At 51.6% G+C, this 14,570-nt stretch carries 13 protein-coding genes; 7 read left to right on the forward strand and 6 right to left on the reverse strand.

From position 1 onward, the window contains the following. Positions 1 to 12: 12 nt before the first annotated feature. Positions 13 to 996, forward strand: a complete 984-nt coding sequence (locus CBR65_RS02335; protein ID WP_087468877.1) for a malate dehydrogenase — start codon at positions 13 to 15, stop codon at positions 994 to 996. Positions 997 to 1,170: 174 nt separating this feature from the next. On the opposite strand, the gene CBR65_RS02340 is transcribed toward CBR65_RS02335, so the two are convergent. Then, positions 1,171 to 2,097: a D-hexose-6-phosphate mutarotase gene (locus CBR65_RS02340; protein ID WP_087465368.1), complete on the reverse strand. Its 927-nt coding sequence runs from the start codon at positions 2,095 to 2,097 to the stop codon at positions 1,171 to 1,173. Between the two features lie 157 nt (positions 2,098 to 2,254). Here CBR65_RS02340 and rapA point away from each other — a divergent pair, with 157 nt between their 5' ends. The 3 genes from rapA (at position 2,255) to CBR65_RS02355 (ending at position 6,379) form a co-directional block, all read left to right on the forward strand. Then, positions 2,255 to 5,191: an RNA polymerase-associated protein RapA gene (gene rapA, locus CBR65_RS02345; RefSeq protein ID WP_087465369.1), complete on the forward strand. Its 2,937-nt coding sequence runs from the start codon at positions 2,255 to 2,257 to the stop codon at positions 5,189 to 5,191. Between the two features lie 111 nt (positions 5,192 to 5,302). Next, positions 5,303 to 5,584: a hypothetical protein gene (locus CBR65_RS02350; RefSeq protein WP_087465370.1), complete on the forward strand. Its 282-nt coding sequence runs from the start codon at positions 5,303 to 5,305 to the stop codon at positions 5,582 to 5,584. 87 nt (positions 5,585 to 5,671) lie between these two features. Next, a complete protein-coding gene (locus tag CBR65_RS02355) occupies positions 5,672 to 6,379 on the forward strand; it encodes a hypothetical protein (protein WP_087465371.1) in 708 nt (235 codons plus the stop codon). Positions 6,380 to 6,418: 39 nt separating this feature from the next. On the opposite strand, the gene CBR65_RS02360 is transcribed toward CBR65_RS02355, so the two are convergent. Then, complete coding sequence (locus CBR65_RS02360) at positions 6,419 to 8,254, reverse strand: DEAD/DEAH box helicase (RefSeq protein WP_087465372.1); 1,836 nt, start codon at positions 8,252 to 8,254, stop codon at positions 6,419 to 6,421. Positions 8,255 to 8,771: 517 nt separating this feature from the next. Then, the gene (locus CBR65_RS02365) at positions 8,772 to 9,218 is read right to left on the reverse strand and encodes a YaiI/YqxD family protein (RefSeq protein ID WP_087468878.1); all 447 of its coding nucleotides are present in this window, start codon (positions 9,216 to 9,218) and stop codon (positions 8,772 to 8,774) included. A 103-nt stretch (positions 9,219 to 9,321) separates the two neighbouring features. Between CBR65_RS02365 and CBR65_RS02370 the strand changes: the two genes are divergently transcribed. Beyond that, complete coding sequence (locus CBR65_RS02370) at positions 9,322 to 10,158, forward strand: 4-alpha-glucanotransferase (RefSeq protein WP_087465373.1); 837 nt, start codon at positions 9,322 to 9,324, stop codon at positions 10,156 to 10,158. A 16-nt stretch (positions 10,159 to 10,174) separates the two neighbouring features. After that, positions 10,175 to 10,573, forward strand: coding sequence for an HIT family protein (locus CBR65_RS02375; RefSeq protein ID WP_087465374.1), 399 nt, complete (start codon positions 10,175 to 10,177; stop codon positions 10,571 to 10,573). 91 nt (positions 10,574 to 10,664) lie between these two features. On the opposite strand, the gene CBR65_RS02380 is transcribed toward CBR65_RS02375, so the two are convergent. The 3 genes from CBR65_RS02380 to CBR65_RS02390 form a co-directional block, all read right to left on the reverse strand. Beyond that, positions 10,665 to 11,312: a TMEM165/GDT1 family protein gene (locus CBR65_RS02380; protein WP_232461323.1), complete on the reverse strand. Its 648-nt coding sequence runs from the start codon at positions 11,310 to 11,312 to the stop codon at positions 10,665 to 10,667. 159 nt (positions 11,313 to 11,471) lie between these two features. Continuing rightward, positions 11,472 to 12,020: a DUF3806 domain-containing protein gene (locus tag CBR65_RS02385; RefSeq protein ID WP_087465375.1), complete on the reverse strand. Its 549-nt coding sequence runs from the start codon at positions 12,018 to 12,020 to the stop codon at positions 11,472 to 11,474. Beyond that, positions 12,013 to 13,581 carry an FMN-binding glutamate synthase family protein gene (locus tag CBR65_RS02390; RefSeq protein WP_087465376.1) on the reverse strand — a complete coding sequence of 523 codons (1,569 nt, stop codon included), beginning with the start codon at positions 13,579 to 13,581 and terminating at the stop codon, positions 12,013 to 12,015. The genes CBR65_RS02385 and CBR65_RS02390 overlap by 8 nt, the downstream gene beginning before the upstream one ends. A 172-nt stretch (positions 13,582 to 13,753) precedes the next feature. Between CBR65_RS02390 and CBR65_RS02395 the strand changes: the two genes are divergently transcribed. Further along, positions 13,754 to 14,515, forward strand: a complete 762-nt coding sequence (locus tag CBR65_RS02395; protein WP_087465377.1) for a hypothetical protein — start codon at positions 13,754 to 13,756, stop codon at positions 14,513 to 14,515. Positions 14,516 to 14,570: the final 55 nt, after the last annotated feature.

Raw genomic sequence — 14,570 nt, forward strand, 5'->3', positions numbered from 1 at the left:
CGGAGTCCCACTGTGAAAGCACCCGTAAGAGTTACCGTCACTGGCGCTGCTGGCCAAATCAGCTATTCCCTCCTGTTCCGCATCGCTGCTGGCGATATGCTGGGCAAGGACCAACCCGTGATTCTGCAATTGCTGGAGATCACCCCGGCGCTGAAAGCCCTGCAGGGCGTAGCGATGGAGCTGGACGACTGTGCCTTCCCATTGCTGACCGATATTATCTGTACCGATGACCCTAACGTAGCGTTCAAAGATACTGACTACGCATTGCTCGTCGGTGCTCGTCCCCGTGGCCCGGGCATGGAGCGTAAAGACCTGCTGTCGGCCAACGCCGCCATCTTCTCTGTACAAGGCAAGGCTATCAATGATCATGCCTCACGCAACATTAAAGTGCTGGTCGTGGGTAACCCTGCTAACACCAACGCCTTGATCGCTCAACGCAATGCACCGGATATCGACCCTCGTCAATTCACTGCGATGACCCGTCTGGATCACAATCGTGGCTTGAGCCAACTGGCTGCCAAGACTGGCAAGAGCATCAACGACATCACCAGGTTGACCATTTGGGGCAACCACTCGTCGACCCAGTATCCCGACCTGCATCAAGCCAAAGTAGATGGCAAAGACGCTATGGGCTTGATTGACCAGGCGTGGTACGAAGCGGATTACATCACTACCGTTCAACAACGTGGTGCGGCTATTATTGCTGCACGTGGTGCATCTTCTGCGGCCTCTGCGGCCAACGCAGCGATCTTCCACATGCGCGACTGGGCGTTGGGCACACCGGATGGCGACTGGGTCAGTATGGGCGTGTACAGCGATGGCAGCTATGGCATTGAGAAGGGCCTGATCTACTCATTCCCGTGCGTATGTAAAAACGGCGATTGGGAAATCGTGCAAGGCGTTTCTGTTAACGACTTTTCTCGTGGGAAGATGCAAGCGACTGAGAAAGAATTGCAGGAAGAGCGCGACGCGGTTAAGGAATTATTGCCCGCGTAATTGCAGTTATTTTTGTATGAAAAAGCCACCGCTTGCGGTGGCTTTTTTGTTTGTGGCGAGGGGAATTTTGTGAGCTCCGTAGGTTGGATTAGACGCGCAACGCGCGACGTAATCCAACAATTCTGGGATCTGGTTGTGGTGGCTCAGGTGAATCTGGTGTCGGATTACGCTGCGCTAAATCGACCTACTGGGTGTTTCCCTGATTTCCAGCCAGGCGGTTTTGTTTTGGCCGGGTTCCAGATGCCACTTTTCATCCAGCACGGCACCGCGCTCAACGCAGATGTAATGCTGCTCCTGGCCTGCACCAATATCAGCAATCTTTGCGGCATTTTCTGCACCTGGATTCCAGGTAATGACGCTGGGGCAGTTCTCGTGCGTGATGTTGATCGCGGGCGAGCCATCAATAGTCAGTGCATTGGCGACACCGGGAAATACCCGATCCACCTCACCGACAAAGCGCAGGTTACCCTGTTGATGTTTGGCGGCATGGGCTTCGAGATTATCGAGATAAGTACGCTCAGCCAAACCGATCACCTGTGCATCGGCCAATGAGCTGACGGGATGGTAGGAATGCAGAGCCCAGCTACAGTCAAACGCGCGTTGGTCTTCGTTGCTGACGCTCAGTTCCAGTTTGGCCGATGTGCCCAGAGTCATGCGCAATTGTGCTGAAAAATCGAACGCAAATAACGCATCTGCTGTGCTGTGAAATATGAATAGCAATTCATAGCTGCCATCAGCATCTTGCTTTGCCTGTTGAAGAGCCCAGTTCCGGTTGCGCGCAAATCCGTGTTTCGGTTTTTTGGGGTCTTGTTCATTGGGACCAAACCACGGCAGGCAAATGGGAATGCCACCGCGCAAGGCTGTGCCTGGCGTGAAATTGCAGTTCGGGCTCAACCATAACAAGGGTGAACTTCCGATAGTTTTAAATTCAAGTAATTGCGCGCCTTGCAGGGCAATAACGGCTTCGCAGACATCTGTTTTCAGATGAAGCAGCGGCAAACCTTCACCGACAGCGTCTGGATATCGTGCATGGCTGGAAATCAATTGCAGGGCAGGGTGTTGGTCGAGCAGCGTCTGTAATTCTGTGGTGGGTGTCAACATGGTGCATCCTTAATCGGCGTCAGGGATTAAACAGCGGAATAGTTGCGATTCTAACGAATATTGCCTCATCGCACAGCCTGACTTTGGTTTATCGGCTTGAAACCAGTATCATGCGCGCCTTACAAATAAAGCAGAACCACAGAGTTAAGAGGCGTGTGTGAGTAAAGTGCAATATGTTATCGGGCAACGTTGGATCAGTGAGTCGGAAGCTGAATTGGGTTTGGGCATTGTGCTGGATATCGCCAACCGGCGCTTGACCCTGAGTTTTCCCGCTGCCGGCGAACGTCGCACCTATGCCATGGATAATGCGCCAGTCAGCCGTGTGATCTATCAGGTTGGTGAGAAAGTGCGTCGTCATGATGGTGTTGGCATCACCATTACCCGTGTCGTTGAACAACAAGGGTGTTTGTTATATTTCGGGCTGACGGCTGATAAAACCGAGTTGGCGTTCCCCGAATTTGAACTCGATAGTTTCGTGCAGTTCAGTACACCACGCGATCGCTTGTTTGCCGGGCAGATTGATAAGCACACGCACTTTTCGTTGCGTTATCACACGCTGAATTTTTTACATAAACATCAGCAATCACCGGTATATGGTTTGGCGGGCCCGCGTGTACAGTTGTTGCCGCATCAGTTATATATTGCCAGTGAAGTCGCTGCGCGCCATGCGCCCCGGGTTTTGCTTGCCGATGAAGTGGGCTTGGGTAAAACCATTGAGGCCGGTTTAATTTTGCATCAGCAACTGATCAGTGGACGCGTCCAACGAGCGCTGATTGTTGTGCCGACCAGCTTGCAGCACCAGTGGCTGGTGGAAATGCTGCGTCGTTTTAATCTCGCGTTCACACTATTGGATGAAGCCCGTTGTCAGGCGCTGACAGGTTTGGACAGCGATGAAATCTCTGTGGATTATATCGATGACTTTCGCGATGACGATAGTGAGTCTACCGATACTAATGTGGACAATCCTTTTGAATCGGCGCAGTTGATTCTTTGCTCGTTGGATTTTCTGACACAGCATCCGCAACGTTATGAACAGGCACTGGCTTGCCAGTGGGATTTGCTGTTGGTTGACGAAGCGCACCATTTACTCTGGAGCGAAACTGATCCCAGCCTGGAATATCGCTGTATTGAAGGGTTAGCTCGTATAGCCAAAGGTTTGTTACTGCTGACCGCGACACCGGAACAGTTGGGTTTGGATAGCCATTTTGCCCGTTTGCGTTTGCTTGATCCTGATCGCTATTACGATTTGGAGAAGTTCAAGGCAGAGCAACAAGCCTATCAACCTATCAATGATCTGGTACAGGCACTGCTTAATGCCAAACAAACTGGTGCCGATATTCCAGCTAATGTGCTGAAAGATCTGGAAGCATTTTTGCCGCAAGAAAAAATAGCCAGCTTACGCCAGGGCACAGTGGAAGATGTGACGCTTGCTATTGATCACACAATAAATGATTTGCTCGATCGGCACGGCACAGGGCGCGTTCTGTTTCGCAATACACGTACCTCTGTCAGTGGTTTTCCCGAGCGTAAACTGCATGAGCACCCGCTGCAATTACCTGCACCCTTGGACGAAGTCTTTGAACAGTTTTCACTGGAAGAGCAAATCCGGGCTGAGCAATTCTGGCAGCACGAGGCAACCCAGGGGTGGTGGTTGGAAGATCCGCGCGTGGAGTGGCTGAGTGATTGGTTAAAGCAAAATCGCCGACAAAAAGTTCTGGTCATTTGTGCCGATGCTGATACGGCCCAAACGCTGGAAGAATTCCTCCGTTTGCGTAAAGGCGTTTTGTCCGCTGTATTCCATGAAGGATTGAGCTTAATTGAGCGGGATCGCGCGGCTGCTTACTTTGCCGACCTGGAAGAGGGTGCCCAGGTGTTGATTTGTTCGGAAATCGGTAGCGAAGGGCGCAACTTTCAGTTTGCCCATCACCTTGTAATGTTTGATTTACCCTTGAACCCGGATCTGTTGGAACAACGCATCGGTCGCCTGGACCGGATTGGTCAGACTCAGGACGTTAATATTCATGTACCTTATTACGAGGCGACCGCGCAGCAGCGTTTATTGCAATGGTATCACCAGGGATTAAATGCCTTTGAAAAAACCTGCGCTATTGGCCAGGCGGTAATGAATCGTTTTGGTGAACATTTATTGCCTGCATTGGTACAGCACAACGCAAAAGATTTTGAACAATTGCTGGATGACGCGAGTCAATTTGCTGAAGGGCTCCGCGTGCAACTTCAGCAGGGACGTGACCGGTTGTTGGAATTAAATTCCTGTAAGCCAGCTCAGGCGGCGGCACTGGTGGAACATTTAGCCGAGCGGGATGATGACCCGGATTTAATTCATTATCTGGAAGAAATCTTTGAAGCCTTCGGCGTGGACTCTGAACGGCATAGCGAACACAGCCTGGTACTTCATCCCGGTGACCATATGCGGGTGCCGCACTTTCCGGGGCTATCGGAGGACGGCGTTACCGTAACCTTCCAGCGCCAGCAGGCATTATCGCGCGAGGACATGCAGTTCTTAACCTGGGAGCATCCGTTGGTACGCGGCGCCCAGGAGCTGATCGCTTTAAACGAATTCGGCAACACGGCATTTTGTACTCTTAAATTGCCGCCGTTGAAGCCGGGCACGGTGATGCTGGAAGCCTTGTTTGTCCTGCACTGTCCGGCTCCCGCAGAATTGCAGTTGTTCCGTTATATGCCACAATCATTGATAAGAGTATTACTTGATAGCAATGGCAAAGACCTCAGCGCTGTCCTGGGTATAGATCAAGTGGGCAAGCTGCTGCAAAAAGTGCCGCGCAATAATGCGCAGGAAGTGGTACGTCAGGCGCGCCCATTATTAAGTACGATGTTGCAGCAGGCCGAAGAAAAGACGCATTCAAAGCAGGCAGAGTTAATTGCTGCCGCGCAGGCTCAAGTGAGCGAACAGCTCAATAACGAGTTGGAGCGGATGAAAGCGTTGATGCAAGTGAATCCTAATGTGCGTCAATCGGAAATTGATTATGTGCAACAACGTTTGGCGGCAAGTCAGCATTATCTCTCGCAGGCAAAACTGCGTCTGGATGCGCTGCGGGTCATCATGATTGTCTAGCAGCTGTGGCTTTCGTAGGTCGGATTAGCGTAAGCGTAATCCGACACTGAATTCAAACACTTGTCGGATTACGCCGCTGTGCGGCTAATCCGACCTACAGGGGATTTGGTTATGTATATCTTTTCGGTAAATGCCACCGCCAAAAAAGCGCGCGAACACCTGAAAGAAGGCCAGCGCGTGCCGTTTATTGTGTATATTAATTTTGTTGATTTATTTGGTGCAGAACAGTTGTGCAAAGTCTATTTGATACGTGCGGGTTTCACCGATATCGAAATTGAAAAACGTAAACTGGTGCCGAGCCATCTGGTCAAAGATGAGCGTGTAGTCACCGCCGATAAAGCCATGGGTGAGGCGGTCAAAACCGGTTATATGATCCAGATGTTTGACGAGTAACCCTTTTAGATTCATGCGATTTGCGAACTACTTTCAGCGTTGATTGTCTATCCCTGCTGTCGATGAGCGCTGAAAGGCTTAGGGGATATGGCAGGGATATATTGGGTTGAGGATGTTACCGTCTCATTGGCGGAGCGACGTAGCCATTCATCATCACCTCGTTTACTTTCAATTGCTGTTCTTATCTCGTTGATTCTGCATCTTGTGATTATGGCATGGTACAAACCTGTGCCGACAAACTTAACCCAAACGCTTCAATCGAAAGATTCATCATTACGAATCAGCCTGATTCCCGCCAAAAAGATTGTTGAGCCATTTGAGCCTGTGCTTTCCACCGTTCCACCTGCAATACCACAAACAGTATCCGAACCCGATCCGCCTGGACAATCCAGTTCGGTCACAGATCAACCGTCGCCGCCATCGAAAGATCTTCAAACCACCATTCGCCGCACATCGGTTATTCCTGATAAATACCGGCTGACGCAGGAAGATTTAGCACGGCCTTCGATGGAGCCCGCCAATGTTGACGCCGTTTTTCATCCGCATTTGCGAGAAAAACTCCGAGCAGCCGAAAGCAAGCGAACAAGAGCGGTATCTGCGCCGATAGAGACCATTACCATTCATGGTGAAACTGTGGTGATGTTAGATGAAGGGCGATGCATGTCGAGCGACGCTCGCAAGAACAGTTTGACCCGTGCCAGCGATTGGTATTTCACGCATTGTAATAACGGTAAAACAGAAGGGGAATTAATGCTGGAAAGGGTTAATCAGCGGACATCCCGTAGGTCGGATTAGGCGCATTGCGCCGTAATCCGACCTAAAGAATTAAAATCATTAATCCGATTTTTTCCCGCGATAGCCTTTATTTTTCTGATCCCGATCACGCACCTTGGGTTTGGCGCCCAGGCTGAGTTTGCCGCGCGGTGCATCGCTATCACGCTTAGGGCGATCAGAAAAACTACGTTTTTCGCCTGATTCGCGCTTGCCTTGACCACCTTGGTCAACGCTAATCTCCAGCGGACGATTGCGCACTCTGACTTTCTTCAATTGATTTAACACGTCCTGCGCTAAACCTTTCGGTAAGTCAACGGTGGAGAACTCATCGAACAATTTAATGTGGCCGATGTTGCTGCTGGAAATGCCGGCTTCATTGGCAATCGCGCCGACGATATCACCGGGGCGTGCTTCATGGTTGCGGCCCACTTCAATGCGATAACGTTGCATGTTTTCGTCATTGCCGTGTTCACGGCGTTCACGGCCACCGCGTTCGCTTCTCTCACCACGCTCACTACGATCACCACGCGGAGCGCGTTCGCGATCTTCACGCGGACTGCGATCGGGTTTCACATCGGTAAATTTCACTTGCAACGGGCGTTCTTTTTGTAACAGGAACGCCAGGGCGGAAGCGATTTCTTCCGGTGATACATCATGCTTGTGGCTGTATTCAGCCAACAGATCGTTAAAGAAAGACAAATCCGTTTGTTCAGTCAGCGTGGTTGTAATTTGCTGGGTAAACTGATCGATACGATGGCGGGTAACCGTAGCGCCGCTGGGTAATTCCATCAGCGTAATCGGCTTGCGGGTTGCTTTTTCGATGGTGTATAGCAAACGTTTTTCACGCGGTGCCACAAACAAAATAGCCTTACCGGTACGACCAGCGCGACCGGTACGACCGATACGGTGCACATAGGCTTCACTGTCATAGGGGATATCGTAGTTCACCACGTGGCTTACACGCTCCACGTCAATACCGCGTGCAGCGACATCCGTTGCAATAACAATGTCCAGTTTGCCGGACTTCAAACGTTCAATGGTGCGTTCACGTAATTGCTGGTTCATGTCGCCGTTAAGTGCTGATGCAGAATAACCGCGCGCTTCCAGTTTTTCGGCCAGCTCGACGGTAGCGGTTTTGGTGCGCACAAAAATAATCATGCCGTCGAAAGGTTCAACTTCAAGAATACGTGTTAACGCATCCAATTTATTGGTGCCGCTGACCATCCAATATACTTGCTCAATGTTATCGCCAGTCGATGTACTACTCTGGATGCTGATTTCCTGGGGCTCGTTTAGATAGCTGTTGGCTACGCGGCGAATCTCACGCGGCATGGTGGCGGAGAAAAGAGCGGTTTGCCTGGTTTTGGGCGTATGTTCCAAAATCCATTCAACATCATCAATAAAGCCCATGCGCAGCATTTCGTCAGCTTCGTCGAGCACCAGGCTTTTCAGATTATTTAAATTCAAACTGCCGCGACGCAGGTGATCCATAACGCGGCCGGGTGTGCCTACGACAACGTGCGCGCCGCGTTTGAGCTGGCGCAATTGGCTGCTCATGTCCTGGCCGCCATAAATGGGCAGTACATGGAATCCGGGAATTTCGCTGGCATATTTCTGGAATGCTTCCGCCACCTGAATGGCCAGTTCGCGTGTAGGCGCTAGCACAAGAATTTGTGGGTCGGCTTGTTTGATATCGATGCGTGACAAGAGCGGCAGCGCGAAGGCTGCAGTTTTACCGGTACCTGTCTGTGCCATACCAATAATATCGCCACCGGCCAGGAGGATGGGAATGGCGGCCAACTGGATAGGTGATGGCTGTTCGTAGCCCACTTTTTGAATAGCTTTTTGAACGTTTTCAGAGAGGTCGAGATCGGCAAATAAAATGTTTGATGACATGCGTAAACCTTGCAATAGGAGCAATATAAAAATTCAACAACACAAATCCTGGCGATAAACCATGAGTCGCGTTGTTATTATTTTTTGATAAATGTGTGTGCGCCGGCGAAGAAAACCGATGCGTTCAGGCGGGAGCGATGATTTGGTCGCTGGTGGTTGTGTCGGCGTGTAGCCCGAGCAAATAAAACCGGCGCGATGCGCAGTGACGGCGATTTGAATCAACGATTCCCTGGTGCGCTGGTCAAAACTATGAAATCAGCAATTGCACCTCACAACCATTGAGCAATCCGGTTCGCTCGTTGTTGGTTGTATCACTTTTGGCAGGCTGGACGTCGCGACACTCATGTCGGCGATGGAATGTATCTGCGATAGATCATGGGCAGCCCTCAGACATCCTGTCTGTTCAGCATCACCCCGTAACGACATCTTCGCAATAAGGAGGCTTTACTGAAAGTGCGCGAAGTATAGGGGCTTCGACTGTTTTAAGCCAGCGGAATGCGAACTTTGTAACAAAAAATTAGCGCGCTGCCGCGAGAAAGCGATCCAGTGCGTTGGCAAATGCCTGCTTATCCTGCTGGCTGTAAGGCGCCGGTCCGCCGGATTGAATACCACTGCTGCGCAGGGTTTCCATAAAATCGCGCATGTTCAAACGCTGGCGCACGTTATCGAGGGTGTAGCGTTCACCACGTGGATTAATAACCGCCACACCTTTGGCAATGGCTTCTGCTGCCAGCGGGATATCGGCCGTCACAACGAGGTCGCCCACTTGTGCTGACTGCACTATATGATCATCCGCCACATCAAAGCCACTGCTGACTTGCACAGTACGAATAAGGGGGGAAGGTGGCACCGCGAGATATTGATTGGCAACCAACGTCACTGGCACCTGGGCGCGCACGGCGGCGCGAAACAGTATTTCCTTGACGGGTTTGGGGCAGGCGTCTGCATCGACCCAGATATGCATGGCGTGATTCCGCAGAAAAGGAAGGGCATTATACACAGCGGTCAAGCGCTGGGTTAGACTGGTTGCCGCTTCAGCGACGGCAAAAAGTACAGGATAGTAAGGCATGGCATCGCGCACTGAAAAACATATCTCGACGACAGCGCTGGCGCGCTTGCTGGGAAAAGAAAGTAAAGAGCTGTTTATCCTGCTTACCGGTGGTGGCTGGATTGTCAAAGTGGATAATCATTGGCAGCTTACCGAGAAAGGTAAATTCGAGGGTGGCATATACGTCAACCATCCCAAATACGGCGAATACATTGCCTGGCCGGAGTCTGTTCATCAACATCCGTTGTTTATGTTGCTACCGGAAGCGCCGCTGACTGCCACCAACCTGGGCAACAAATTAAAACTCCCGGCAAGGCAGATGAATTTATTGCTGGCTGAGCGCGGCTGGATTACCAAACATATTCGCGGCTGGCTCGTAACCCCGATGGGCAAACAACTCGGTGGTCAGCAACAGGAAAGTGAGCAGTCCGGTATTCCCTTTGTAACCTGGCCGGAAAGCGTGTTGGATCATCCCGGGTTGCTCGCCGCCGTAGCGCAATTGCACGGTGATGTATCGGACGATCTACCGACGTTGGACGGACGACGGGTGAACCATCGGGCCGAACGAATGATCAATAACTGGTTGTATGTGGCCGGAGTAGTGCATGCGCACAACTACCCCTTGCAGTTAGGTGATGAGTCGCTGGAGAGCCATTTTTATATTCCTGAAGTCAGGTTGTGTATCGATTACTGGCCGGGCAATGCACAGGCCTCAATATTGGCCACACAATTGGATAAACAGGCCCTCTACAAAAAGTACAAGGTGCCATTCATTGAATTGAAAGATGAGGATTTACCTCAGTTAGATGACGTGCTGGCGCGAGCACTCTTGCGCTATGGCATCGCGGTTTATTGATGAAAGGAGAGGTGTAATGGCAAGTGTTTTTACCAAAATTATTTCGGGTGAATTACCGGGACATTTTGTCTGGCGCGATGACCACTGCGTGGCCATCATGACGATTCAGCCGATTCGTGCGGGCCATGTGTTGGTGATTCCCAAGGCGGAAATTGATCAGTGGACTGACCTGCCGGTGGAACTGGCCCATCACCTGATGCAGGTCAGCCACAAGATTGGCAATGCGCTGAAACGTGTCTACACCGCACAACGCATCGGTTTGATGATCGCCGGGTTGGAAGTTCCGCACACCCATATTCACCTGGTGCCGATGGATTCCATGAATGACCTGAATTTCGGCTTCGCAAAAAATGCCGATGCGGAAACCCTGGCATTGGCGGCAGACAAGATTCGCATGGCTTTAGAAAAAGTATAAAGATAATGTGCAGAAAACCATTTGCTGAGGGCATGCAAACGGATTTCTGCACATTCTGATGAGTGAGAACCAGTATTTTTGGGCGGCGCCTTTAAGCGTTAACCAATGTAATTATCGCCAGCGCCACGAATAGTACACACGCGCCTTTGCGCGCGTAGTCCAACGGCAAGCGTTCCAACAGCCAGCGCCCGGCGAAAATTACGGGCACATTCGCCAGCAGCATCCCCAGAGTCGTGCCGGCAATAACGGCAATGGTCATCCACAAAGTCTCGCTGTATTTTGCGGCGAGGATAACCGTCGCAATCTGGGTTTTATCACCAATTTCCGCCAGAAAAAATAATACGCAGGTGGCCATAAACGGGCCGTATTTAGCGAAGCGCCCCATGTCATCCTCCTCTTTATCCGGCACCAATAACCAGAGTGCCACCAGGATAAAGCTGCCGCTGATTAACCAGGGTATCCAGGTTTCGGGAATCACGTCGGCCAGCCAGGCGCCCAGCCAGGCCGAGAGGGCATGATTAAGGATGGTAGCAACGAGAACGCCCAGGCTAATGACGTAAGGGCGCCCGTAACGGGAGACGAGGAACAGAGCCAGGAGTTGGGTTTTATCGCCGATTTCGGCGATAGCAACGGCGAGGGTAGAACTGAGGAAAGCTTCCATGAATGAATCCTGCGGGATACCGAAACCAGAGGCACTGCCGCTGTCCCGCATGGTCAGCAGCAATACCTCAGGTCTCATCAATCCAGCGCATTGAGCGAGGACGCTGTTGCCATGCACGGTGTGCAAGTCTGTTGACAACAGCGCTGATCCGGGCCGTTCAGGCCTTTGCCAGCAGATTACTCCCCTGAGAGAGTGGGCGCATTATAGGGAGGTGGCTCTCATGTGACAACCGGCAAATCAATGACGCAATTTGCGCATGGTACCGCCGCCGTAGGGATATTGGGGCAGGTGGTCGGCCATCAGTTCAAGCGCCTCTTCATAGACTCTTTTAACATCAGGCTTTAGCCCTTTCTCCATGCGGCGGGACAGCATAGTGATAGGAAAAAGACATTCGCGCATACCTTTTACACAAAGCGCCCGGCTGCGGCCGAGGGAATCTTCATACACTTTCCATTCCAGTGCGGGTATATCAGCGATCATGACGTTACCGAGCACCGCGCCCATCGCTTGCAGATCCTGTGTATCGTTTTGCGGAATCAATCCACGGTCCACAATCTTTTGCAGCAGGTCGAGATCGTCCAGATTCTGCCGTACCTGGGTGCCCATTTGTGTGCGTGCGATTTCATCAATGGTGGCTACCTGTTTCTCCAGATAGTTGCGATCAGACCAACCCAGGTTTTCGATCGTCACCCCTTTATTTTGGGCGTCGCTGAAAGAGTTGGCTGTCACCGCTGGTGAGCAGATCAGCAGGGACAGGATGAATAACACATAACGGGGCTTAATCATTGGGGCTTACCTCAACGGCGGAAGAATAGCGGTTGGTGTTGGCAGGGTGGCTGGTTTCGTCATCTCCGAGAATGACTATCGGTTCAGGATAGAGTTCACTCAGTGGCGCCGAGATGCCATTAGCCATGACGATATGCACATGATCCCGGCGCAGCTGGCGCGGCTCGTTGACACCGCAGGCGTGGGCAATCAGGCCTACGCCATAGGTGAGGTTTTTATGGTAGAAGGCGACGCGCTGGGCTTTGTCGGTAGGGTCCAGGCCTTTTTGTAGTTTGGGGTTATGGGTAGTAACGCCTGTCGGGCAAGTATTTTTGTGGCATTGCATGGCCTGGATACAGCCCAGCGCAAACATAAAACCCCGCGCACTGTTGATAAAGTCTGCACCGGTGGCCAAGGCCCAGGCCACCATAGAGGGCGTGACCAACTTGCCGGCCACAACCAATTTGATGCGCTCTTTCAAACCAGCCTCGCGCAGCAGGTCTGCCACCCAGGGCAGACTTTCTTTCAGGGGTAATCCAACATAATCCATCAATGGCTGCGGCGCCGCACCGCTCCCACCATCCGCGCTGTCGAGCGTAATAAAATCCGGTGCCTGTTCAATGCCGCGCACGCGGATGGCTTTAACCAAATCAATTAACCAGGTTTTTTCGCCGATCACGGCTTTAAACCCCACCGGTTTGCCAGTAATAGCGCGGATATGGCCGATCATGTCGAGTAGATCATCGACGGAACGGATATCCGGATGACCATTGGGGCTGATAGATGGATGCCCTTCCGGAATCCCGCGAATCGCGGCGATCTCGGCGGAGACTTTCTCGCCCGGCAATATGCCGCCTTTACCCGGCTTTGCGCCCTGGCTCAATTTGATCTCGAACATGCGAACCTGTTCGATAGCGGCCAATTCCTGCAAGCGCTTTTCACTCAGGTTGCCCTCAAGATCCCGCACACCGTATTTAGCTGTGCCTATCTGAAAGACCAGATCGCAGCCGCCTTCGAGGTGATAGGGGGACAGGCCGCCTTCGCCGGTGTTGAGCCAGCATCCCGCTTTGGCCGCGCCGCGTGACAGCGCCAGCACGGCGGGGCGCGAAATGGCCCCGTAACTCATCCCGGAAATATTAAACAGCGAACTGGTGGTGTAGGGCGTGCGGCAGAAGGGGCCGATGGTCACGGGGGATGGCAGCGACGCATCTTTTTCCAGCACCGGAAAGGCGGCGTTAAGGAACATAACCGTTCCGGTGGGTGTCAATTCGCGGGTCGAGCCAAAGCCGGAATTAAGGTCGACATTTTTGGCTGCACGATAAACCCAGGCGCGTTCGGCGCGATTGAATGGCATTTCTTCCCGATCCATCGCAAAAAAATACTGCCGGAAGAATTCGCCCAGGTGTTCGAACAAATAGCGGAATCGACCGATCACAGGGTAGTTGCGACGCAGGGTGTGGGTGTGTTGGGTGATATCAATGATATACATCACCAGAATTGCCAACACCACCAAACCTGTGAGGGTAATAAAGCCAAGGGCAAGAAAATTGAGTATTTTTAATGCAAAGGCATCAGTAAACATCGCGCAAAAAGCTCCTGGCCACTATCGTTTCGCTGGCTATGATATGCTTTTTGTCTTTTATTGCCTATGACGCATTATTTTTCCCGGCAGCATTGTTATCCGTTAAAACATCGCGCAAACCAGCGCTTTTAACACAACAATTGCCACCTGAACCACCACAAGGGACAGCTCTATGAAAGCCATGAAAATTATTATCGGTATTGTAATTGCTTTGGCTGTAGTACTCGCCATCGCGATCTTTATCGGCCTGAAGAATCTGGATTCGCTGGTTGAAATGGCCATCGAGAGCGTGGGCGCTGATGTGACCAAAACCGTTGTTGCGGTTGATCAGGTCAATATCGAATTAACCGAAGGACGCGGTGAAATCCAGGGCATCGCCGTCAAAAATCCTGCCGGCTATTCATCCGAAAATGCCATACACCTTGGCCAGATTCTGCTGCAGATCGAGCCCGCATCCCTGGCCGATGATGTGGTGGTCATCAAGGAGCTTACTGTGGATGGGGCGACATTAACCGCGGAGCATAAAGGCCTTGCCGATATTAATTTGCAGCAGATTTACGACAACATTACGGCCGACAGCGGCAAAGCCCCTAAAGAGTCTGCGCCGACTACCGCGCGCCCGGATATACGTTTTATGCTGGAAAAAGTCAGTTTTACTAACATGTCTCTCGATCTGCTGTCATCGGAATTTGGTGAGCGGCAGTTGGCGATGGAGGATATCCATTTAACTAACCTGGGTGACAGGCAAACCGGGTTGTCCGCTGAAGAACTGGCCAATGTACTCCTGACACCGGTTGTCGATGCGGCGCGTAAAAAGGTAAACAATGAATTGCGCAAAGAGGCTAAAGACAAGTTACAGGAAAATCTGGAAGAAAATCTTTCTGATGACGACAAGCAAAAGCTGGATAAACTCAAAAGCTGGCTGGACAAATAACTAGAGGCCATCTCAAAAATCATCTGACGACCTGATGCTGCGTTGAAAAGCTGAT

It is taken from the genome of Cellvibrio sp. PSBB006, assembly GCF_002162135.1.
Lineage (GTDB): Bacteria > Pseudomonadota > Gammaproteobacteria > Pseudomonadales > Cellvibrionaceae > Cellvibrio.

Bases quoted from the DNA above. Each gene is read 5' to 3' on its own strand.
- CBR65_RS02340 (WP_087465368.1), bottom strand. From the start codon at position 2,097: ATGTTGACACCCACCACAGAATTACAGACGCTGCTCGACCAACACCCT.
- CBR65_RS02350 (WP_087465370.1), top strand. From the start codon at position 5,303: ATGTATATCTTTTCGGTAAATGCCACCGCCAAAAAAGCGCGCGAACAC.
- CBR65_RS02355 (WP_087465371.1), top strand. From the start codon at position 5,672: ATGGCAGGGATATATTGGGTTGAGGATGTTACCGTCTCATTGGCGGAG.
- CBR65_RS02360 (WP_087465372.1), bottom strand. From the start codon at position 8,254: ATGTCATCAAACATTTTATTTGCCGATCTCGACCTCTCTGAAAACGTT.
- CBR65_RS02365 (WP_087468878.1), bottom strand. From the start codon at position 9,218: ATGCATATCTGGGTCGATGCAGACGCCTGCCCCAAACCCGTCAAGGAA.
- CBR65_RS02370 (WP_087465373.1), top strand. From the start codon at position 9,322: ATGGCATCGCGCACTGAAAAACATATCTCGACGACAGCGCTGGCGCGC.
- CBR65_RS02375 (WP_087465374.1), top strand. From the start codon at position 10,175: ATGGCAAGTGTTTTTACCAAAATTATTTCGGGTGAATTACCGGGACAT.
- CBR65_RS02380 (WP_232461323.1), bottom strand. From the start codon at position 11,312: ATGAGACCTGAGGTATTGCTGCTGACCATGCGGGACAGCGGCAGTGCC.
- CBR65_RS02385 (WP_087465375.1), bottom strand. From the start codon at position 12,020: ATGATTAAGCCCCGTTATGTGTTATTCATCCTGTCCCTGCTGATCTGC.
- CBR65_RS02390 (WP_087465376.1), bottom strand. From the start codon at position 13,581: ATGTTTACTGATGCCTTTGCATTAAAAATACTCAATTTTCTTGCCCTT.
- CBR65_RS02395 (WP_087465377.1), top strand. From the start codon at position 13,754: ATGAAAGCCATGAAAATTATTATCGGTATTGTAATTGCTTTGGCTGTA.